A 21424-nucleotide genomic window follows, 5' to 3' on the forward strand; every position below is an offset into this window, starting at 1 on the left:
CAAGCATGATAGTAATGAGTCTCATAGGAGGGGTTGAGATGGAGAAAGGTACATTAAAGCAAATTTTATTGCTTACAGACGGATGTTCTAATCATGGTGAAGATCCTGTAGCAATAGCAGCGTTAGCAAAAGAGCAAGGAATTGTCGTTAATGTCATAGGAGTCGTAGATGATAATCACTTAGGTGAGCAAGGTACGAAAGAAGTAGATGCTATTGCCATGGCTGGGGGTGGCGTAAGCCAGATTGTTTACGCCAAGCAATTATCACAAACGGTACAAATGGTGACCAGACAAGCAATGACACAGACCCTTCACGGTGTAGTAAATAAAGAGTTACAACAAATCTTTGGAAAAGAATCAGAGATGGAAAGTTTATCACCAGAAAAAAGAGGGCAAGTAATGGAAGTCGTAGATGAGCTCGGTGAAACGGTTTCCCTGCAAGTGCTCATCTTAGTAGATACTAGTGCGAGCATGAAAAACAAGCTGCCGATGGTACAAGATGCACTGACGGATCTTTCCATAAGTTTAACGTCCAGAATGGGTGATAACCAATTTTCTGTTTATTCATTTCCCGGGAAACGAAAAGATGTGGATAAACAATTAGATTGGACGCCCCACATTCATTCACTGACCAATATTTTTAATAAGCTGTCATTAGGAGGGATTACACCAACTGGGCCAGCCTTACGATTTGCAATCGAACAATTTGGTAGACGTGGCTCAAGAAGGAGATTACTGAGCAATGATGAAGAACAACGAGCTGAAGAGTCTGGCCTCTAATCTCCCGAGCGGGACACGAATCGTTGGGAAATGGCACAAGCAGCGCTATCGGATCATTCGAAAAATAGGATCAGGTGCGACGGGCACCGTTTATTTGGCGGAGTCGATCCATGGGAACGTTGCGGTAAAAGTAGCAGATAGCCATTACGCGATTACGTCTGAAGTGAACGTGTTAAGGCATTTTCAGAAGGTTCAAGGAGAACGACTTGGGCCTTCCTTGCTTGATGTAGATGACTTTGTCACGTCCCGCGGAACGATCCCTTTTTATACAATGGAGTATGTGAGAGGCACAAACATTGTACAATTCATGGCAGCCAAAGGAGAAGAGTGGTTGGGCTTACTCATCGTCCAGCTGCTGGGGGATTTAGATCGATTGCATCAGGCTGGCTGGGCGTTTGGTGACTTAAAGCCTGATAACTTACTAGTAACAGGCCCTCCTGTTCGAATTCGTTGGTTAGATGTAGGTGGGACGACCCTTTTAGGGCGATCTATAAAAGAGTTTACCGAATTTTATGATCGTGGTTATTGGGGCTTAGGGACACGAGTAGCAGAGCCGTCCTATGATTTATTTGCAGTGGCCATGATCATGCTGCACTGTTATGACCGAAAACATTTTGGCAAGAAGGAAGATAAGCCACTGCAACAAATGAAGAGGAAAATGGACTCCATTCCTCAACTAAAACCATTTCGCCCGATCATGCTTCGCGCGCTCCAATCAAAATACGAAACCGCGCATCAGATGCGTGAAGACATGATCCAGGCACTAAACCATGCGGGGAAAGAAACAACCTCCTCTGTAAAAACAAGATCGAGCCGTGCCGCTAAACGAGCAAGCAAAAATGATCGTCGCAATGAAAAAAAATCTTCCTATTTTGTTGAAATCTTTTTAATAGCCTCTTTTCTTCTGTTCCTATCTATCCTATACTTATTTGGACAAATCATGTAATGATAGGTTTTGTGTAGAATGGGGGCATGATGGATGGTAAGAGCAGACGAAATGATGGATATTTGTATGCTTGCCGGGGAAATTATGCTCATTAACGGTGCGGAAACGTATCGAGTGGAAGAAACTTTAGAGCGAATGGCGAAGGCGGGTCAATTTCGGAACGTCCACAGCTTTGTGACGACCACGGGCATCTTCTTGTCCTTCGAAGAAGAAGGAGCAGGGGATGTTATGCAAATGATTCGCGTGGATGATCGGATGCAAGATCTTAATAAAGTCACCTTGGTTAATCAAGTATCCCGTGAGTTTGTGAATGGAGAAATTGATGCAGCCGAAGCCTTAACAAAATTACAGAACATAGCGAAACAACCGATGAACTATTCGCCGCTTCTTTTGCACACCGCCTCGGGGGTGGCAGGAGGAGCCTTTTCCTATTTGTTTGGCGGGAATTTGTTTGATACTTTACCTGCTTTTATCGCGGGATTTGTCGCTAGCATGGCGGTTGTTCATCTTCAATCCTATTTAAAGGTTCGGTTTTTTGCTGAATTTATGGCTGCCTTTACTGGAGGAGCGGTAGCCATTTTACTTGTCCTCATTGGCCTTGGGGAGAATGTGGATCAAGTCATCATTGGGACCCTTATGCCATTAGTGCCTGGCATCCCTCTGACAAATGCTGTTCGCGACTTAATTTCAGGTGATTTGCTTGCAGGTGTTACTAGAGGAGCAGAGTGCTTTGTTACATCGTTATCAATTGCAACAGGAATTGCGCTAGCGATTGCGCTCCTGTCATAAAGGAGGGATTGTTAGGTGCTTGTTATTGAGCTTTTCTTTGTGTTTATCGCTACCGTTGCCTTCGGGATTCTATTTAATGTACCAAAACAAGTCCTTTGGATCGGAGGATTTATTGGCGCTAACTCCTGGCTAGTGTTTTCCTTACTTCCCATATACGGTGCATCGCCGATCGTGGCGACTGCAGCCGCCTCCTTAGCAAGTGCAGCGATCTCGCACCTCTTGGCAAAGTACTATAAGGTCCCTGTCACCACGTTTAGCATTCCTGGCATTATCCCCCTTGTGCCTGGGAGTCGGGCTTACTTTACGATGTTAGCCTTCGTGGAAGGCGATTATTTGCTCGGACTAGAACTAGGCATTGAAACAATGCTACAAGCAGGTGCTATTGCCGCAGGGCTTGTGTTTGCATTGGCAGTGTTTTCATTTAGAAAAGGAGGCATCGGCCAGCGCTATGAAACAGGACGTTCTTAATTTTATTGAGGAGCACCGACTGTTTGCTTCTGGAGGGCTCGTGATCGTAGCAGTATCAGGAGGGCCTGATTCGATGGCTTTGCTCCACTTCTTATTTTCTCACCGAGAGCAGCTTGGCATTACGGTAATGGCGGCTCACGGTAACCATCAACTACGACAGGAAGCTGATGAGGAAGAGACATTTGTCCATCAGTTTTGCCTCAGCCACGGCATTCTGTTTACGAGTGCGCGTCTGCCTGTAAAGGAAAGAATGGAAATGAGCGGTGAGGGGGTTCAAGTAACGGCACGAGAGCTTCGTTATAAATGGCTGGAAGCTGAAGCCAAAAAGCATGGTGCTGCCTTTATTGCGACGGGCCATCATGGCGATGACCAAATCGAAACAATATTAATGAAGCAGGTGCGTGGAACGTTTCCTCTAAGTCGAGGTGGGATTCCAGTTAGGCGAGAAGTTGGGGATGTTCTGATTGTCCGTCCGTTTTTAGGAATAACTAAAGGACAAATTGAGCACTATTGTAAAGAAGTGAATATTGAACCCAAGCGAGATCCTTCAAATAATGCCTCTAGCTATACCCGAAATCGTTTTCGGCACACAATCATTCCTTTCATTCGGGGAGAAAACCCAAATGCTCATCTACATTTTAGGCGGATCAGTGAATGGAAGGAGGAGGACGAGTGCTTCCTTCTTGATTTAGCGGAAAATGCATTAGCTGACGTTTTATTGCATAAAGATGAACATCTCGTGACAATTGATCGTGACGCCTTTCTTAACGTGGGTCTCCCTTTACAAAGGAGGATGATTCATCTAATATTAAAATATCTTTATACAAATGATTCTCCAGCTAATGGGTTCATACATATAGAGCGAATCGAAACGTTAATTCGGAACGATGTAACAGGGACGAAACTACACTTACCGATGGGAATAACCGTCGAGAGGGTTTACGGACAAATTCGGTGGGTGAGGGCGTCAGGCGAAAAGCAACCAGTTCCTGTTTACCCAGTAGTAATAGAAGGTGAGGGCCAAGTTTCTACCCCTTTTGGTCGATTTTGTGTCGTGCAGTTGGTCAGTGGTCCTCGCTCTGTGTCTCCGTTTACGTTTACGTGTTCTGCTAGTGACTTTCCACTTACTGTTCGATCTAGACGAACAGGGGATCGAATCGTCCTCTCCGTAGGAACGAAAAAAGTCAGTCGCCTGTTTATTGACAAAAAAGTGGAGAGAGAGGTAAGGGATCGCTGGCCTCTTGTTTTCAATCAATCCTCAGAGATTGTATCCGTGCCTGGGTTATACAATCACCCTTCACAGAAACATAAACAGGATTTCCAAGTTACCTTTACCCCCAAGGATGTTCGCTTGGAGGACTACGTTTAAAGTCACGAGAGTATAAAAAGGAGTTTTTTGCGTTGAAGATGAGAGATGAGATTCAAGAGATCTTGATAACAGAGGAAGAGATTCAAGCAAAAATCGTCGAGCTAGGCAAACAGATTACCGAAGAATATGAAGGGAAATTTCCCCTCGTCATTGGCGTATTAAAAGGTGCCATGCCATTTATGGGTGATTTAACGAAACGAATTGATACTCATTTAGAAATGGATTTCATGGATGTCTCTAGCTACGGTAAAGGAACAGTTTCCTCTGGAGAGGTGAAAATTATTAAGGATTTGGATACGTCTGTAGAAGGACGGGACGTATTAATTGTGGAAGATATTATAGACAGTGGCCTCACACTTAGCTATCTGATTGAACTGTTCCATTATCGAAAAGCGAAGTCAGTGAAGGTTGTGACACTACTGGACAAACCGGAAGGACGTAAAGTCGACCTCGTTCCTGATATGGCAGGCTTCACGGTACCGGATGCGTTTGTAGTAGGATATGGATTAGACTACGCCGAGCGTTATCGAAACCTTCCGTTTATTGGGATTCTCAAGCCTGAAGTTTACGAAAGCTAATGTTTGTGAAAGATGAAACCATTGTGGTACGATAGTTGAAGCTGATTGTGCGTGGGAGGAGGTCAGGAATGAATCGGATATTCCGAAATACGATATTTTATTTATTAATATTCCTCGTAATCGTTGGGATCGTTAGCTTTTTTACAGGTGACCAAACGCAAACCAAGCAGATTACGTTTGAAGAATTTACCCAGCATTTAGAGGCGGGTGAAATTACAAGTCTGTCGATAAAGCCAGAACGGGATGTGTATCTCGTACGTGGACAGCTTCGCGGGGCCGATGAAGATGAGTTTTTCGAAACTTATGTACTCCCGACTGAGCAGATGGCAGAAACCATTTCCGAGGCCGCTGGTCTTGAGGTCATTCCAGCCGATGAAACGAGCGGATGGGTGACGTTCTTTACAGGGATCATTCCGTTTATCATTATTTTTATCCTATTCTTCTTCTTGTTGAGCCAAGCGCAGGGCGGTGGAAGCCGTGTCATGAACTTCGGTAAGAGCAAGGCGAAAATGGTAAATGAGGATAAAAAGAAGGCGAAGTTTAAGGATGTAGCTGGTGCTGACGAAGAGAAACAAGAGCTTGTGGAAGTTGTAGAATTTCTGAAAGACCCTCGGAAGTTCTCGGCGATTGGGGCTCGTATTCCTAAAGGGGTACTTCTTGTCGGGCCACCAGGAACAGGGAAAACGTTGCTTGCTCGTGCAGTTGCAGGGGAAGCAGGTGTACCGTTCTTCTCGATAAGTGGTTCAGATTTCGTTGAAATGTTTGTCGGGGTAGGGGCATCCCGTGTCCGCGATTTGTTTGAAAACGCAAAGAAAAACGCTCCTTGCATTATTTTTATCGATGAAATTGATGCTGTAGGTCGTCAACGTGGTGCTGGTTTAGGCGGTGGTCACGATGAGCGCGAGCAAACGTTGAACCAATTGCTCGTTGAAATGGACGGTTTTAGCGCTAATGAAGGAATTATTATTATCGCTGCGACGAACCGTGCTGACATTCTTGACCCGGCCTTGCTCCGTCCAGGACGCTTCGATCGTCAAATTACGGTCGGACGCCCAGATGTGAAAGGACGCGAAGAAGTATTAAAAGTGCATGCTAGCAATAAGCCGCTTGCTGATGACGTAAATCTTAAAACGATTGCGACTCGTACACCAGGATTCTCTGGGGCTGACCTTGAGAACTTATTAAATGAAGCCGCACTCGTTGCGGCTAGACAAGATGAAAAGAAAATTAGCATGGTTCATATTGAAGAAGCCATTGACCGTGTCATTGCTGGACCGGCGAAGAAGAGCCGTGTCATTTCCGAAAAGGAAAAGAACATTGTGGCGTGGCATGAAGCTGGGCATACAGTCGTAGGGGTGAAGCTCGAAAACGCCGATATGGTGCATAAAGTAACGATCGTACCTCGTGGCGTTGCTGGTGGCTATGCTGTAATGCTTCCGAAAGAAGACCGCTATTTTATGACAAAGCCGGAACTCCTCGATAAAATTGTCGGACTTCTTGGCGGACGTGTAGCAGAGGAAATTCAATTCGGTGAAGCGTCTACAGGAGCCCACAATGACTTCCAGCGAGCCACAAGCATTGCACGTAAAATGGTGACCGAATATGGAATGAGTGAAAAGCTTGGACCGATGCAATTTGGATCAGGATCTGGTGGTCAAGTTTTCTTAGGGCGGGATATTCAAAATGAGCAAAATTACAGTGATGCGATTGCCCATGAGATTGATCTCGAAGTGCAACGAATTATTAAAGAGTGCTATGAGCGTTGTAAGCAAATCCTTTTGGACAACAAGAAAAGCCTCGACCTTGTAGCTGAAACGCTTTTAGATCTAGAAACCCTTGACGCCGAACAAATCAAATCACTGATCCATGATGGAAAGCTTCCAGATAATCACCACTTAGCAGAGAAGATTGCTGAAACGCGTGAGAACGGGCAAGATTCAGAAGTTAAGGTGAACATTCATTCGAAAAAAGGTGAGGAAGCAGAGGGCGAAGAATCAGCGCCTAACACTGAAGATGTAAAAGAAGATGACGAAAAGAAATAATCGTCTCTAGAAAGCCCGATGAATGTCATCGGGCTTTTCATATCCATAGGTATTATTTTTGTATATAAAATGATAATCGGTTCCATCAAGATTAAAGAACGGTTCAGTTGAAGAAAAGTTTGCCTTCTAGCTAAGGCTAAAGTATATAAAAACATAACTACCGCTCATAAGACTTGGCGGTAATCCAAGTTTTACTAAAAGATGTGTGGTGATGAAACATGATACTTGTCATTGATGTTGGAAATACAAATACTGTGTTAGGGGTCTACCAAGATGAAACGTTAGTGCATCATTGGCGGCTAGCGACGAGTAGGCAAAAGACCGAGGATGAGTATGCAATGACAGTGCGTTCTCTCTTTGATCATGCAGGTCTACAGTTTCAAGACATAGACGGCATTGTCATTTCATCTGTTGTCCCACCGATGATGTTTTCCTTAGAGCAAATGTGCAAAAAATACTTTCATGTCACTCCTATGATTATTGGGCCTGGAATTAAGACAGGCTTAAATATTAAGTATGACAATCCAAAAGAGGTTGGGGCCGATCGAATCGTTAATGCAGTTGCAGCGATTGAGTTATATGGCTACCCTGCCATTGTCGTTGATTTTGGAACAGCAACAACATATTGCTTAATTAATGAAAAAAAACAATATGCAGGGGGAGTCATTGCTCCTGGAATCATGATCTCAACAGAAGCGTTGTATCATCGCGCATCAAAATTGCCACGGATTGAAATAGCGAAGCCGAAACAAGTCGTAGGGACAAATACGATTGATTCGATGCAATCAGGAATCTTCTACGGGTATGTGAGCCAAGTCGATGGTGTTGTGAAACGAATGAAGGCTCAAGCAGAAAGTGAACCGAAAGTCATTGCAACTGGTGGGCTTGCGAAGTTAATCGGAACCGAGTCGGAAACCATTGATGTAATCGATTCGTTTTTAACATTAAAAGGATTGCAACTCATTTATAAGAAGAATGTCTGAAAGGAATGAACCGATATGGGTGATTATTTAGTAAAGGCGCTCGGCTTTGAAGGGAAGGTGCGTGCCTATGCCCTCAAAGCGACAGAGATGGTCAATGAGGCGGTGAGGCGTCAAGATACGTGGCCGACAGCGTCAGCAGCTCTTGGGCGTACGATGATGGCTGGCACAATGATGGCTGCTATGTTAAAAGGGGATGCCAAGCTGACCGTGAAGGTTGAAGGGGATGGCCCGATAGGAGCGATCATTGTTGATAGTCAGGCAAACGGACAAACGCGTGGATACGTGAAGAACCCCCATGTTCACTTTGAATTAAACGAACACGGGAAATTGGATGTGGCACGAGCAGTCGGCACAAACGGATCGTTGTCTGTGGTCAAGGATATCGGCTTACGGGACCATTTTACAGGAAGTGTTCCGCTCGTTTCTGGAGAGCTTGGGGAAGACTTTACGTATTACTTTGTGTCTTCTGAACAAACGCCATCTTCAGTAGGAGTAGGAGTGCTTGTGAACCCTGATAACAGCGTGCTTGCAGCAGGAGGTTTCGTTCTGCAATTGATGCCGGGAGCAGATGACGCTATTATTTCAGAAATTGAAAAGCGGCTGCAGACGATACCGCCGATTTCCAAGCTAGTTGAGGCAGGAATGCCACCAGAAGAGATACTTGCTGCTCTATTGGGGGATGACAATGTGAAAATCCTCGAAAAGATGCCGATCGAGTTTGCATGTCAATGTTCAAAAGAGCGGATTGCCCGCGCGATCATTAGTCTTGGGAAAGATGAAATCCGCGCAATGATTGAAGAAGATGGTGGGGCTGAGACAACCTGTCATTTTTGTAATGAAGTCTATCTCTTTTCCAAAGAAGAGCTGGAGACGTTATACGAAGAAGCCTAAAGGGCATAGCAAAGCAGCGACGTTTAAAGAAAGCGCCGCTGTTTTTTGTTGAGCAAATTGTCCAAGCCTTTTTCCAGTACATACGATGATTTTTATTGACTTATCTGAAAATCTTTGATACCATCAAACTTAATAAAACCAATAAATTTACTTGGGATTAGGGGGCTTTATTATGAGAGTGGCAAACTCCATTACCGATTTGATCGGTCAAACGCCGTTAGTAAAATTAAATCGACTCGTTTCTGACAAACATGCCGATGTTTACTTAAAGCTTGAATTTTTTAACCCTGGAAGCAGCGTAAAAGATCGTATTGCACTTGCGATGATTGAAGCTGCAGAAAAGTCTGGGGCTTTAAAGCCTGATGATACAATCGTTGAGCCTACTTCTGGAAATACTGGGATCGGCCTTGCGATGGTTGCTGCTGCAAAAGGGTATAAAACAAAACTTGTCATGCCTGAGACGATGAGTTTAGAGCGCCGGAACTTGCTGCGTGCATACGGTGCAGAGCTTGTTCTAACTCCTGGCCCTGAAGGAATGGGAGGAGCGATTCGTAAAGCAACAGAGCTTGCCCAAGAAAATGGGTACTTCATGCCACAACAATTTGAAAATGAAGCGAACCCAGAAATTCACCGTGAAACGACAGGTCGTGAGCTTCTTGAGCAGGTGGACGGTCAGCTTGATGGCTTCGTATCTGGAATTGGAACAGGTGGAACGATTACAGGTGCAGGTGGATTGCTAAAAGAAAACTTCCCGAACTTGCACATTGCAGCTGTTGAGCCTGCAGATTCTCCAGTATTATCTGGTGGAAACCCAGGGCCTCATAAAATTCAAGGAATTGGTGCCGGATTTGTGCCGAAAATCCTTGATACAGACATCTATGATGAAGTCATAAAAGTTTCAACAGAACAAGCATTTGAATACGCTCGTCGTGCAGCGAAAGAAGAAGGAATCCTTGGAGGAATTTCTTCTGGTGCAGCGATTTATGCAGCGTTGCAAGTGGCTGAAAAGCTTGGGCCAGGTAAAAAAGTAGTAGCCGTCATCCCATCAAATGGAGAGCGCTACTTGAGCACACCTCTTTATCAATTTGAGGACTAATAATTAGGGGCAGTTCCAGTGGCGGAGCTGCCTTTTTCTATTTCAGGAAAATCTCGTGAGTAGGTGCTTCTGATTTGCAATTTAAGAAATCGATAAAGGAAGGAAGTGTAGGAAAAAGATTGCTTCCACCAATAGTGGTTCGCCATGTTTTTCTAAGCACTATTCGTTTTTGCCAACGTCTTCAACTTTCCTCATCTATGCAGTTCATGTAAAATAGAGAGAACGATAAATGGCAGGAGTGAGGTTGTTGCAGCAAGGAAAGCAAGAGACGAAACGAACGGTTTGCGCCACTTCCTTTCCGATGGAGGAGAGCCAGTTTTTTCGCCGCTATAAAAAGCAATCAAGGGATCGGGAGCGGCACGTATTGTTGGAGAGCGGTAGGGGTGGACGATACAGCATGGTCGGACTTGAGCCGGTCATGGTTCTTGAAGGCAAGAAAGATACATTAATCGTTACGACAGAAAATGAAGTCGTGAAACGGCAAGGAGCTTTATTAGATTTAATGCGCGACGCACTTGCCTCGTATCAAGCTGAAACGTTACCAGGTGCTCCCCCATTTCAGGGAGGTGCGATTGGCTTTTTCAGTTATGACCTTGTCCGTGAAATTGAGCGGTTGCCAACTATCGCTCAAGATGACTTGAATCTTCCGGACTTATATTTTCTTATTTTTGATGATGTGTTTATTTATGATCATGAAAAAAAGGTTGCGTGGATCTTTGTTCATGGGGACGCCAGTGAACAAGACTTATCGGAGCAAAAGCTAAGACATTACGAAGCGACATGGAAGCAGCCGGTCAGCTTGGACGAAGAAGTTGCAACTTCTTATTTGGAAACAGAAGGGGAGAAGGTCCATTCGTTTAGCGAAGAGACGTTCGCAAAAGCTGTAGAGAGAGTGCGAGAGTACATTGCGGCAGGGGATGTGTTCCAAGTGAACTTATCCGTTCGCGAAGGACGCCCTTTAAGGACAACTCCATTATCGATTTATGAGGCGTTACGTCAGATCAATCCTTCGCCCTATATGAGTTATTTGCACACTCCAGATTTCCAGCTTGTTAGCGGTTCTCCAGAGTTGTTAATCAAAAAAGATGGCCGGAAGTTAAGCACTCGTCCGATTGCCGGTACCCGTTCTCGCGGGGCAACGGCTGATGAGGATGAAGCTCTCGTTCAGACATTATTGTCAAATGAAAAAGAGCGGGCCGAACATGTGATGCTCGTCGATTTAGAGCGAAACGACCTCGGGCGTGTAAGTGAATACGGTTCGGTTGAAGTGAACGAGCTTATGGTTGTGGAAAAATACTCCCATGTCATGCACATTGTTTCCAACGTACGAGGGGTGTTAAAAGAGGGGCTTGATGCATTTGATGCGATCCGCGCTACGTTCCCAGGCGGGACGATAACGGGTGCGCCTAAAGTACGAACGATGGAAATCATTGAAGAGCTAGAGCCGGTTCGTAGAGGAATTTATACGGGTTCAATTGGCTGGATTGGTTATAATGGTGATATGGAACTGAACATTGTCATTCGCACAATGTTGTGTAAAGATGAGATGGCGTATGTTCAAGCGGGAGCGGGTGTGGTCATTGACTCCAATCCTCGCTATGAATATAAGGAATCATTGAAGAAAGCAAAAGCATTATGGCGGGCGTACGACCAGAGTATAGACGAGCAAAAGCAAAGAATAGAAAAGTAGAGCTGAGGAGGAATTACGATGATTTTAATGATTGATAATTACGATTCGTTTACCTACAACTTAGTGCAATATTTGGGCGAGATGGGTCATGAGCTTGTTGTTAAGCGGAATGATGAGGTATCGGTGGAAGAGATTGAGCAAATGTCACCAGACTTTTTGATGATTTCACCGGGGCCTTGTAGCCCGAATGAAGCGGGGGTTAGCCTTGATGCGATCCGCGCATTCGCAGGGAAGCTCCCGATTTTTGGTGTTTGTTTAGGTCATCAATCGATCGCCCAAGCATTTGGCGGTGACGTCATTCGTGCGGAGCGGCTCATGCACGGAAAAACGTCTGAAGTGACACACGATGGCAAAACCATTTTTAAAGAGGTGGCGAATCCTTTTACTGCAACGCGTTATCATTCATTAATTGTGAAACGCGAAACGTTACCGGATTGCTTCGAGATTTCAGCTGAAACGGCTGAAGGGGAGATCATGGCGATTCGTCATAAGGAGCTTTCAATTGAAGGGGTGCAGTTTCACCCAGAATCGATTATGACCGATGCGGGCAAACGACTGTTGCGTAACTTTATCGAAACGTACGGGAAGGAAACAAACGATGTACATGTACGTTAATGACAAACTTGTCAAGGAAGAGGAGGCGATCATCTCGCCTTTCGATCACGGTTACATGTATGGTCTCGGTCTTTTTGAAACGTTTCGACTTTATGAAGGTCATCCATTTTTATTGGATGACCATTTTGTCCGTTTAGAGGAGGGGCTACGCGCCCTTGCGATTGATTGGACGTATAATCGGTCTCACGTTTTACACCAGCTTGCCACGCTTTGTAATAAAAATGGTGTGAGAAATGCTTATATTCGCTGGAACGTCTCTGCTGGTCCGGGTCCGATTGGGCTGTACACGGACACTTATAAAGAGCCGACAGTCATCATCTACATGAAGTCATTGCCACAAGGGCTATCGACGCGAAAAACGGGGACATTGCTGGAGCTAAGAAGGAATACCCCTGAAGGAGATCGACGACTTAAGTCACACCACTTTCTGAACAACGTTCTTGGAAAGCGTGAGGTGGCAAAGGACCCACAAACGGAAGGGATCTTTTTAACAGAGGATGGCGTGTTAGCGGAAGGGCTGACTTCGAACGTGTTTTGGGTAAAAAACGGGGTCGTGTACACGCCTTCTGTTGATACAGGAATCTTGAATGGCATCACTCGGCAATTTGTTCTCACCTTATGTGATAAGCAAGGGATTCCGTGGCGGGAAGGGCGCTACCCTAAAGAAGCATTACTGAAAGCGGATGGGGCGTTTATTACAAATTCCATTCAAGAAATCGTGACTCTCACTTCCGTTGGACAAGCTGAATTTAACCAAGATGAAGCGGTGATTATGAGTTTGAGAAAAAGCTATCAGAAATACTGCACAAAACTATGGTCCAAGAACGAGATAAAGGAGGGAAAACAGGATGTCAACAACACTTGCAAATAAAACGCGATTGAATCCGTTACAATTCTCGGATCGAACGTACATTATGGGAATTCTTAATGTAACACCTGATTCTTTTTCAGATGGAGGGAGATACGTTGATGTTGAAGCGGCTGTCCGTCACGCGAAGCAAATGATCACCGACGGCGCTGATCTAATTGACATCGGCGGCGAATCTACGCGCCCAGGGCATACGAAAGTGGAAGTGGGCGAAGAACTTAACCGTGTGATCCCTGTGATTGAAGCTGTTTCAGCGCAGGTCGATGTACCGATTTCAATCGACACGTACAAGGCAGAAGTAGCCGAGAAAGCGATCAAAGCAGGTGCTTCGATCATCAATGACGTATGGGGAGCAAAAGCCGACCCTAGTATGGCTCACGTTGCCGCTAAATACGGGGTACCGATTATTTTAATGCATAATCGAGACAATGAGGATTATACAGACTTGATGGCCGAGATGATCGCTGACCTAGAGGAAAGCATCTCTTTGTGTAAACAAGCAGGCGTGAAAGATGAGAACATTATATTAGATCCGGGAATTGGCTTTGCAAAAACATATGAGCACAATTTGGAGGCGATGCGTCGACTGGATGAGTTAACTGCGCTCCCATATCCAGTTCTGCTCGGTACGTCGCGAAAATCCCTCATCGCGAAGACGCTTCATTTACCTGTGGACGATCGGGTTGAAGGAACGGGAGCTACTGTCTGTTATGGGATTGCCAAAGGCTGCAATATTGTTCGAGTTCATGATGTAAAAGAAATGAGTCGAATGGCAAAAATGATGGATGCGATGATGGGGAAAGGGCGTGATATCGGTGGATAAGATTTATATGAATCGGATGGAGTTTTACGGGTATCATGGGGTCTATGCAGAAGAGAATAAGCTTGGCCAACGGTTCTACGTCGACTTGACGTTAGAGCTCGATTTAAAACGTGCGGGGGAATCAGACGCTCTCGTTCATACGATCAACTATGCCGATGTATACAAAATCACGAAAGAAGTTGTAGAAGGGGAGCCGTATAAACTTGTGGAGTCCGTTGCGGAAACGATTGCAGCAAAGCTCCTTGCTTCCTTTGAGCCTTTGCAATTCGTCACCGTTACAGTGACGAAGCCAGATCCACCGATCCCTGGTCACTATGACTCTGTAGCTGTTGAAATTACGAGGTCTAAATAAATGGAAAAGCAGTGTTACATTGCGCTTGGATCAAACATCGGCGATCGTTCGCGTTTTTTAGAAGAAGCGATCCAACAGTTAGCTGAACACGATAAGGTTACGGTTACATGCTGTTCCTCTATCTATGAAACGGATCCGGTTGGGTATACGGATCAAAGCCCATTCCTAAATATGGTTGTTGAAGTGTCTACGTCTCTTCCGGTGGAACAATTGCTAGAAGTAACGCAAAAGATAGAGCGTTATTGTGGGCGTGAGCGCCATATTCGATGGGGGCCTCGCACGTTAGACCTTGACATTCTCCTCTATGATCAAGAAAATAGAGAGATGGAGAACTTAATTATCCCTCACCCGCGCATGTGGGAACGGGCGTTTGTTCTCATTCCTTTAATGGAATTAAATCCATCGATTGTTGCTCCTTCTGGCAAAACGATTGAACAGGTTGTCAGAGAGTTAAAAGATAAAGAAGGTGTGACGTTATGGAAACAGGAAACTGGGGCCAGCGTATACGGGCGTTTCGAAAGCTAAAGGGCTATACGCAGGAGCGATTTGCCCAAGCGATTGGAGTCTCCGTGTCCGTGTTAGGAGAAGTAGAGAGAGGCACTCGAACACCTAATCGTCAGTTAATTGAACGAGTTGTTTCAGTTTTAAATATATCGGAAGACGAGTTGCTTCCGCAAACAGAAAAAGAAAAGAACTAGGAGGTGAATCATCATGCTTAAAATTGGTCCAATCGAAATGAAAAATCAAGTGGTCTTAGCACCGATGGCAGGGGTATGTAACCCTGCGTTTCGTTTGATTGCCAAGGAGTTTGGAGCAGGACTAGTCTGTGCAGAAATGGTGAGCGATAAAGCCATTCTTCATAAAAACGAAAAGTCATTGAGCATGCTGTATGTAGATGAGCGGGAAAAACCGTTGAGTTTGCAAATTTTTGGCGGAGAAAAGGAAACCCTTGTCGAAGCGGCCAAGTTCGTGGATAAGAACACAAATGCCGATATTATTGACATCAATATGGGGTGTCCAGTGCCGAAAATTACAAAATGTGATGCGGGTGCTCGTTGGTTACTTGATCCAAACAAAATTTATGATATGGTTTCAGCCGTTGTTGATGAGGTCGATAAACCTGTTACGGTTAAGATGCGGATCGGTTGGGATGAAGAGCATATCTATGCAGTCGAAAATGCTCAAGCAGTTGAACGTGCAGGTGGTGCAGCGGTTGCTGTCCACGGACGGACGCGTGTGCAAATGTACGAAGGAACAGCTGACTGGAATATCATTCGTGAAGTCAAACAAGCCGTAGGTATTCCCGTTATTGGAAACGGGGATGTGAAGACGCCGCAAGATGCGAAGCGCATGCTTGATGAAATTGGTGTTGATGGAGTGATGATCGGGCGTGCAGCACTAGGAAACCCTTGGATGCTTTATCGGACGATCCATTACTTGGAAACAGGGGAGTTACTCCCAGATCCTACGCCGCGTGAGAAAATTGATGTATGCATGATTCATTTGGATCGCCTGATTAAGCTTAAAGGCGAAAACGTAGCGGTTCGTGAAATGAGAAAGCATGCTGCTTGGTATTTGAAAGGCTTGCGCGGGAATGGGAAAATCCGCGATCAAATTAATCAATTTGAAACTCGGGAGGATGTATCCTCAACCCTTTATGCCTATATTGAAGAGTTAGAGGCAAAAATGGCGGAGAAAAGTGCGAGTGTGGTTTGATAGAAAGGCTTGTCTCTAGGGGAGCGTGACTCGAGTGCGCCTTCTTCTTCTAGAAGGCAGCCTTTTTACATAGAGAGTCTAAATATGAAAAGCTTAGGAGCTGATTTTGAGATGAGCGAAGAGCTCGGATTAAATGACCTCTTGGCTGTGCGCCGAGAGAAATTGCAAAATTTAGAAGCCGAAGGGGCAAATCCATTTGGTGGGAAGTTTGAGCGTACCGATACTGCCCAGTCTATGAAAGAAAAATATGACGCGAAGTCAAAAGAAGAATTAGAAGAAGAAACGCATGAGGTCGTGCTTGCAGGACGAGTGATGACGAAGCGTGGAAAAGGAAAAGCGGGCTTTGCTCATATTCAGGATTTAACAGGGCAAATACAAATTTATGTACGTAAGGATGCAGTAGGCGACAAGTCATACGATTTGTTTACGTCAATCGATATTGGCGACATCGTGGGCGTCAAAGGTGTTGCTTTTAAGACGAAAGTAGGGGAACTATCGGTTAAAGTACAAGACTTTCAACTATTGACGAAGTCATTGCGCCCTCTCCCAGATAAATATCATGGCTTAAAAGATGTGGAGCAGCGCTATCGCCAACGTTACCTTGACCTCATTGTGAACCCTGAAGTTCGTGATACGTTTGTCTTGCGTAGTAAAATTTTACAATCGATGCGTCGTTACTTAGATGACCGTGGATATTTAGAGGTGGAAACCCCGACCATGCACTCCATTCCAGGTGGGGCATCGGCTCGTCCGTTTGTTACTCACCATAATGCGCTCGATATGACATTGTATATGCGGATTGCGATTGAGCTACATTTGAAACGGCTTATTGTTGGTGGGATGGAAAAAGTCTATGAAATTGGTCGAGTGTTTCGTAATGAAGGTGTGTCAACCAGGCATAATCCGGAATTTACTATGATTGAGCTTTATGAAGCATATGCGGATTATAACGATATTATGGAATTGACAGAACAACTGATCGCTCATATCGCCAAAGATGTACTGGGGACGACGACAATTACTTATGGTGAGTATGAAGTGAACATGGAGCCGAAGTGGCGACGTGTCCACATGGTGGAGGCCATTAAGGAAGAGACAGGTGTAGACTTTTGGAACGAGATGAGTGACGAGGAAGCGCGTGCTTTGGCTAAGGAGCACAACGTTCCTGTAAAAGAGACGATGACGTATGGGCACGTCGTAAACGAGTTCTTTGAGCACTTTGTGGAAGAAAAGCTCATTCAACCAACATTCGTTTACGGACACCCTGTTGCGATCTCGCCATTGGCAAAGAAAAATCCTGATGATCCTCGCTTTACCGATCGATTTGAATTATTTATCGTAGGACGAGAGCATGCAAATGCCTTCTCTGAACTTAATGATCCGATTGATCAACGTCACCGTTTTGAACAACAATTAGTTGAGCGGGAGCAAGGGGACGATGAAGCTCATATGATGGATGAGGATTTCGTTGAATCATTAGAGTATGGGATGCCACCAACCGGTGGGTTAGGAATTGGCATCGATCGATTGGTCATGCTTTTGACAAACTCACCGTCCATACGTGATGTGCTATTGTTCCCGCAAATGCGTCATAAAGATTCACCTGCTACTGAATAAGCTGCCTAAGGGGCAGCTTATTTTCTTTAGGTGTGCCAGGCATGCGCATATTCTCTAGGGTTCAAGTCCCGAACTGTGAAGGCAGTCGTAACAGTTAGCTTAAGACAAGGGTGTCTGGGGTGACCCAGAATCTGAAGGAAGTCGGCGGCAAACCTCCGCTCCTAGGAACACGAACTTCATATAAGGCTAGGTAGACTTGGGTGAGATTGCCTAACAAATCAAAGTCCAGACTGCCAAAGGGTCTACCGAGTAAATGAAGAGGAGACATGGAGGGGAAGAATGTGTACTTACCCTGGGAGATCTGACTGATACGCGACACGCATGTCGTAACCTTGCATAAGAGTGCAAGCTGAACGGTCAGAAGTCAGCAGAAGCCATAGTACCCGCTTGGTCTAGACAAGAGGGGAAGGGCTGAATCACGTAAGGAGAATCATCCCTTCGCATACACGCATCTTGATGAAACAGAAAACGAAGAACCTCCTTCGTGGAGGAAGCGATGAATCTCGCTGGGGACACGAAGAGAGGGTGGAGAGAGCGCGTCACATAAGAAGAACCGATGATTCACGTAGGAGATTGATACGATGTTGGAACGAATTCTATCCCGTGAAAACTTAATACAAGCACTCGAACGAGTGGAAAAGAATAAAGGAAGTTACGGTGTGGATGAAATGGACGTAAAATCCCTACGCCTCCATCTTCATGAAAACTGGACTTCCATTCGAAATGAGATCATAGAAGGGTCTTATTTCCCGAAGCCTGTCCGTCGAGTCGAAATCCCGAAACCGAACGGTGGCGTAAGGAAACTAGGGATCCCCACGGTGATGGATCGTTTCCTTCAACAAGCGATCGCCCAAATCTTGACTCAACTCTATGATCCAACGTTCTCCGAACGAAGTTTTGGGTTTAGACCGCATCGGAGAGGACATAACGCCGTCAGGCAGGCGAAGCAGTGGATGAAGGAAGGATACAGATGGGTCGTAGACATTGACTTGGAGAAGTTCTTCGACAAGGTGAACCATGACCGTCTCATGAGGAAACTCTCCTCCCGAATCCAAGATCCTCGAGTGCTTCAACTGATTCGCCGATACCTCCAAACGGGTGTGATGGAAAGAGGACTGGTGAGCCCGAACACGGAAGGAACTCCGCAAGGAGGACCGCTTAGTCCACTCCTGTCCAATATTGTCCTAGATGAGTTAGACAACGAATTGGAGAAACGTGGATTGAAGTTCGTCCGCTATGCGGACGACTGTAACATCTATGTTCGATCCAAACGAGCGGGGCTCCGTATCATGGAGAGCGTAACCTCTTTCATCGAAAACAGGTTGAAACTTAAGGTCAACCGAGAGAAGAGTGCCGTTGATCGTCCTTGGAACCGTAAATTCCTAGGATTCTCCTTCACACGAGGAAAGGATCCGAAAATGAGGGTGTCTAAGGAAAGTGTCAAACGACTCAAACAACGGATTCGAGAACTGACGAGCCGAAGACACTCCATGAAGATGTCTGATCGGTTACGCAGACTGAATCGCTACCTCACAGGTTGGCTTGGGTATTATCAATTGGTGGACACACCAAGTATCCTCGCCCAAATCGATGCATGGATCAGAAGAAGATTAAGGATGATTCGATGGAAAGAGTGGAAAACCACTTCCGCTAGACAAAAGAATCTAGTCAGATTGGGGATCAAGAAGGCGAAGGCTTGGCAGTGGGCGAACAGTCGAAAAGGCTACTGGAGAGTCGCTCACAGCCCGATCATGGATTATGCCCTGAACAGTGAATACTGGAAAGGACAAGGTCTCATGAGTCTAGCCGAGAGGTATCAAACAAGACGTTGGACTTAAGTGAAACCGCCGTATACGGAACCGTACGTACGGTGGTGTGAGAGGTCGGGGGTTCGTCACCCCCTCCTACTCGATTTAACATAAGGGCTTTCTTTTTTCTTTAAAAGTAGTATAATAAATAGACGAGCTTTTTAATTTGTTTAGGTGTTTTGAAAAAACACTTGCGCATATTTAAAAAAGGTGTTATATTATTGCTTGTCGCTGAAATGAAAAAAATAACTAAGAAAATTATTGTTGACTTTCATTTCGGGTTTGTGTTATATTAGAAAAGTCGCTAAAAAACGACGCAGTTCTTTGAAAACTGAACAAAAGCCAAGCGAAATAAAGAGATACAAGGTATCTCGTCAATTTACTTCATTATATGAAGTGTCGCAGGAAACAACATCCTGTGAAACATGAGCTTTATCAAACTTTTATGGAGAGTTTGATCCTGGCTCAGGACGAACGCTGGCGGCGTGCCTAATACATGCAAGTCGAGCGGACCAAAGGGAGCTTGCTCCTGGAGGTTAGCGGCGAACGGGTGAGTAACACGTGGGCAACCTGCCTGTAAGACTGGGATAACATCGAGAAATCGGTGCTAATACCGGATAATAAAAAGAACTGCATGGTTCTTTTTTGAAAGATGGTTTCGGCTATCACTTACAGATGGGCCCGCGGCGCATTAGCTAGTTGGTGGGGTAACGGCTCACCAAGGCGACGATGCGTAGCCGACCTGAGAGGGTGATCGGCCACACTGGGACTGAGACACGGCCCAGACTCCTACGGGAGGCAGCAGTAGGGAATCTTCCGCAATGGACGAAAGTCTGACGGAGCAACGCCGCGTGAGTGATGAAGGTTTTCGGATCGTAAAACTCTGTTGTTAGGGAAGAACAAGTGCCGTTCGAAAGGGCGGCACCTTGACGGTACCTAACGAGAAAGCCACGGCTAACTACGTGCCAGCAGCCGCGGTAATACGTAGGTGGCAAGCGTTGTCCGGAATTATTGGGCGTAAAGCGCGCGCAGGCGGTCTCTTAAGTCTGATGTGAAAGCCCCCGGCTCAACCGGGGAGGGTCATTGGAAACTGGGAGACTTGAGTACAGAAGAGGAGAGTGGAATTCCACGTGTAGCGGTGAAATGCGTAGAGATGTGGAGGAACACCAGTGGCGAAGGCGACTCTCTGGTCTGTAACTGACGCTGAGGCGCGAAAGCGTGGGGAGCAAACAGGATTAGATACCCTGGTAGTCCACGCCGTAAACGATGAGTGCTAGGTGTTAGGGGTTTCGATGCCCTTAGTGCCGAAGTTAACACATTAAGCACTCCGCCTGGGGAGTACGACCGCAAGGTTGAAACTCAAAGGAATTGACGGGGGCCCGCACAAGCAGTGGAGCATGTGGTTTAATTCGAAGCAACGCGAAGAACCTTACCAGGTCTTGACATCCTTTGACCACCCTAGAGATAGGGCTTTCCCCTTCGGGGGACAAAGTGACAGGTGGTGCATGGTTGTCGTCAGCTCGTGTCGTGAGATGTTGGGTTAAGTCCCGCAACGAGCGCAACCCTTGACCTTAGTTGCCAGCATTCAGTTGGGCACTCTAAGGTGACTGCCGGTGACAAACCGGAGGAAGGTGGGGATGACGTCAAATCATCATGCCCCTTATGACCTGGGCTACACACGTGCTACAATGGATGGTACAAAGGGTTGCGAAGCCGTGAGGTGAAGCCAATCCCAGAAAGCCATTCTCAGTTCGGATTGCAGGCTGCAACTCGCCTGCATGAAGCCGGAATTGCTAGTAATCGCGGATCAGCATGCCGCGGTGAATACGTTCCCGGGCCTTGTACACACCGCCCGTCACACCACGAGAGTTTGTAACACCCGAAGTCGGTGAGGTAACCTTTTGGAGCCAGCCGCCGAAGGTGGGACAGATGATTGGGGTGAAGTCGTAACAAGGTAGCCGTATCGGAAGGTGCGGCTGGATCACCTCCTTTCT

Annotated in this window: 20 protein-coding genes and 1 rRNA gene; all 21 read left to right on the plus strand. The window is 45.8% G+C overall.

All coding sequences use genetic code 11. The annotated features are described in order from the left end of the window. Positions 1–38: 38 nt before the first annotated feature. Positions 39–779 (plus strand): vWA domain-containing protein, encoded by a 741-nt coding sequence (locus FED51_RS00465; RefSeq protein WP_053432325.1) that lies wholly within the window; start codon positions 39–41, stop codon positions 777–779. After that, the gene (locus FED51_RS00470) at positions 742–1725 is read left to right on the plus strand and encodes a serine/threonine protein kinase (protein ID WP_053432324.1); all 984 of its coding nucleotides are present in this window, start codon (positions 742–744) and stop codon (positions 1723–1725) included. The genes FED51_RS00465 and FED51_RS00470 overlap by 38 nt, the downstream gene beginning before the upstream one ends. 33 nt (positions 1726–1758) lie before the next feature. Then, the gene (locus FED51_RS00475; protein WP_010896265.1) at positions 1759–2514 is read left to right on the plus strand and encodes a threonine/serine exporter family protein; all 756 of its coding nucleotides are present in this window, start codon (positions 1759–1761) and stop codon (positions 2512–2514) included. Positions 2515–2529: 15 nt separating this feature from the next. Beyond that, positions 2530–2982: a threonine/serine exporter family protein gene (locus FED51_RS00480; protein ID WP_010896266.1), complete on the plus strand. Its 453-nt coding sequence runs from the start codon at positions 2530–2532 to the stop codon at positions 2980–2982. Beyond that, positions 2963–4351, plus strand: coding sequence for a tRNA lysidine(34) synthetase TilS (tilS, locus tag FED51_RS00485; RefSeq protein ID WP_053432323.1), 1389 nt, complete (start codon positions 2963–2965; stop codon positions 4349–4351). Before FED51_RS00480 ends, tilS begins: the two co-directional genes overlap by 20 nt. Before the next feature lie 38 nt (positions 4352–4389). Next, positions 4390–4929: a hypoxanthine phosphoribosyltransferase gene (gene hpt, locus FED51_RS00490; protein WP_010896268.1), complete on the plus strand. Its 540-nt coding sequence runs from the start codon at positions 4390–4392 to the stop codon at positions 4927–4929. A gap of 68 nt (positions 4930–4997) precedes the next feature. Continuing rightward, entirely contained in the window at positions 4998–6971 is a 1974-nt protein-coding gene (ftsH, locus tag FED51_RS00495) for an ATP-dependent zinc metalloprotease FtsH (RefSeq protein ID WP_053432322.1), read from the plus strand. A gap of 218 nt (positions 6972–7189) precedes the next feature. Beyond that, positions 7190–7954, plus strand: coding sequence for a type III pantothenate kinase (locus FED51_RS00500; protein ID WP_010896270.1), 765 nt, complete (start codon positions 7190–7192; stop codon positions 7952–7954). Positions 7955–7969: 15 nt separating this feature from the next. Next, a complete protein-coding gene (gene hslO / locus FED51_RS00505; protein WP_010896271.1) occupies positions 7970–8845 on the plus strand; it encodes an Hsp33 family molecular chaperone HslO in 876 nt (291 codons plus the stop codon). Positions 8846–9017: 172 nt separating this feature from the next. Beyond that, the gene (gene cysK / locus FED51_RS00510; RefSeq protein WP_010896272.1) at positions 9018–9941 is read left to right on the plus strand and encodes a cysteine synthase A; all 924 of its coding nucleotides are present in this window, start codon (positions 9018–9020) and stop codon (positions 9939–9941) included. Positions 9942–10170: 229 nt separating this feature from the next. Continuing rightward, positions 10171–11631 (plus strand): anthranilate synthase component I family protein, encoded by a 1461-nt coding sequence (locus FED51_RS00515; protein WP_053432321.1) that lies wholly within the window; start codon positions 10171–10173, stop codon positions 11629–11631. Positions 11632–11649: 18 nt separating this feature from the next. Continuing rightward, positions 11650–12246 (plus strand): aminodeoxychorismate/anthranilate synthase component II, encoded by a 597-nt coding sequence (gene pabA / locus FED51_RS00520; RefSeq protein ID WP_053432320.1) that lies wholly within the window; start codon positions 11650–11652, stop codon positions 12244–12246. Beyond that, the gene (pabC, locus tag FED51_RS00525) at positions 12230–13117 is read left to right on the plus strand and encodes an aminodeoxychorismate lyase (protein ID WP_053432319.1); all 888 of its coding nucleotides are present in this window, start codon (positions 12230–12232) and stop codon (positions 13115–13117) included. Before pabA ends, pabC begins: the two co-directional genes overlap by 17 nt. Beyond that, complete coding sequence (folP, locus tag FED51_RS00530; protein WP_053432318.1) at positions 13095–13937, plus strand: dihydropteroate synthase; 843 nt, start codon at positions 13095–13097, stop codon at positions 13935–13937. Before pabC ends, folP begins: the two co-directional genes overlap by 23 nt. Before the next feature lie 7 nt (positions 13938–13944). After that, positions 13945–14289 (plus strand): dihydroneopterin aldolase, encoded by a 345-nt coding sequence (gene folB / locus FED51_RS00535; RefSeq protein ID WP_407901393.1) that lies wholly within the window; start codon positions 13945–13947, stop codon positions 14287–14289. Continuing rightward, positions 14290–14814: a 2-amino-4-hydroxy-6-hydroxymethyldihydropteridine diphosphokinase gene (gene folK / locus FED51_RS00540; protein ID WP_010896279.1), complete on the plus strand. Its 525-nt coding sequence runs from the start codon at positions 14290–14292 to the stop codon at positions 14812–14814. Beyond that, positions 14766–14987, plus strand: a complete 222-nt coding sequence (locus FED51_RS00545) for a helix-turn-helix domain-containing protein (protein WP_010896280.1) — start codon at positions 14766–14768, stop codon at positions 14985–14987. Before folK ends, FED51_RS00545 begins: the two co-directional genes overlap by 49 nt. 13 nt (positions 14988–15000) lie before the next feature. Next, entirely contained in the window at positions 15001–16005 is a 1005-nt protein-coding gene (gene dusB, locus FED51_RS00550; protein ID WP_053432316.1) for a tRNA dihydrouridine synthase DusB, read from the plus strand. A 111-nt stretch (positions 16006–16116) separates the two neighbouring features. Continuing rightward, positions 16117–17622, plus strand: coding sequence for a lysine--tRNA ligase (gene lysS / locus FED51_RS00555; RefSeq protein ID WP_053432343.1), 1506 nt, complete (start codon positions 16117–16119; stop codon positions 17620–17622). Positions 17623–18203: 581 nt separating this feature from the next. Next, a complete protein-coding gene (ltrA, locus tag FED51_RS00565; protein ID WP_010896223.1) occupies positions 18204–19460 on the plus strand; it encodes a group II intron reverse transcriptase/maturase in 1257 nt (418 codons plus the stop codon). A gap of 412 nt (positions 19461–19872) precedes the next feature. Further along, a 16S ribosomal RNA gene (locus FED51_RS00570) occupies positions 19873–21422 on the plus strand. Positions 21423–21424 lie beyond the last annotated feature (2 nt).

Origin of the sequence: Halalkalibacterium halodurans (genome assembly GCF_005671335.1) — a bacterium.
In the GTDB taxonomy this organism is placed as follows: Bacteria; Bacillota; Bacilli; order Bacillales; family Bacillaceae_D; genus Halalkalibacterium; species Halalkalibacterium halodurans.

What these genes read in the sequence shown, in the direction of transcription:
- FED51_RS00465 (WP_053432325.1), top strand. Translation starts at nt 39, where the DNA reads ATGGAGAAAGGTACATTAAAGCAAATTTTATTGCTTACAGACGGATGT.
- FED51_RS00470 (WP_053432324.1), top strand. Translation starts at nt 742, where the DNA reads ATGATGAAGAACAACGAGCTGAAGAGTCTGGCCTCTAATCTCCCGAGC.
- FED51_RS00475 (WP_010896265.1), top strand. Translation starts at nt 1,759, where the DNA reads ATGGTAAGAGCAGACGAAATGATGGATATTTGTATGCTTGCCGGGGAA.
- tilS (WP_053432323.1), top strand. Translation starts at nt 2,963, where the DNA reads ATGAAACAGGACGTTCTTAATTTTATTGAGGAGCACCGACTGTTTGCT.
- hpt (WP_010896268.1), top strand. Translation starts at nt 4,390, where the DNA reads ATGAGAGATGAGATTCAAGAGATCTTGATAACAGAGGAAGAGATTCAA.
- ftsH (WP_053432322.1), top strand. Translation starts at nt 4,998, where the DNA reads ATGAATCGGATATTCCGAAATACGATATTTTATTTATTAATATTCCTC.
- FED51_RS00500 (WP_010896270.1), top strand. Translation starts at nt 7,190, where the DNA reads ATGATACTTGTCATTGATGTTGGAAATACAAATACTGTGTTAGGGGTC.
- hslO (WP_010896271.1), top strand. Translation starts at nt 7,970, where the DNA reads ATGGGTGATTATTTAGTAAAGGCGCTCGGCTTTGAAGGGAAGGTGCGT.
- cysK (WP_010896272.1), top strand. Translation starts at nt 9,018, where the DNA reads ATGAGAGTGGCAAACTCCATTACCGATTTGATCGGTCAAACGCCGTTA.
- FED51_RS00515 (WP_053432321.1), top strand. Translation starts at nt 10,171, where the DNA reads ATGGCAGGAGTGAGGTTGTTGCAGCAAGGAAAGCAAGAGACGAAACGA.
- pabA (WP_053432320.1), top strand. Translation starts at nt 11,650, where the DNA reads ATGATTTTAATGATTGATAATTACGATTCGTTTACCTACAACTTAGTG.
- pabC (WP_053432319.1), top strand. Translation starts at nt 12,230, where the DNA reads ATGTACATGTACGTTAATGACAAACTTGTCAAGGAAGAGGAGGCGATC.
- folP (WP_053432318.1), top strand. Translation starts at nt 13,095, where the DNA reads ATGTCAACAACACTTGCAAATAAAACGCGATTGAATCCGTTACAATTC.
- folB (WP_407901393.1), top strand. Translation starts at nt 13,945, where the DNA reads ATGAATCGGATGGAGTTTTACGGGTATCATGGGGTCTATGCAGAAGAG.
- folK (WP_010896279.1), top strand. Translation starts at nt 14,290, where the DNA reads ATGGAAAAGCAGTGTTACATTGCGCTTGGATCAAACATCGGCGATCGT.
- FED51_RS00545 (WP_010896280.1), top strand. Translation starts at nt 14,766, where the DNA reads ATGGAAACAGGAAACTGGGGCCAGCGTATACGGGCGTTTCGAAAGCTA.
- dusB (WP_053432316.1), top strand. Translation starts at nt 15,001, where the DNA reads ATGCTTAAAATTGGTCCAATCGAAATGAAAAATCAAGTGGTCTTAGCA.
- lysS (WP_053432343.1), top strand. Translation starts at nt 16,117, where the DNA reads ATGAGCGAAGAGCTCGGATTAAATGACCTCTTGGCTGTGCGCCGAGAG.
- ltrA (WP_010896223.1), top strand. Translation starts at nt 18,204, where the DNA reads ATGTTGGAACGAATTCTATCCCGTGAAAACTTAATACAAGCACTCGAA.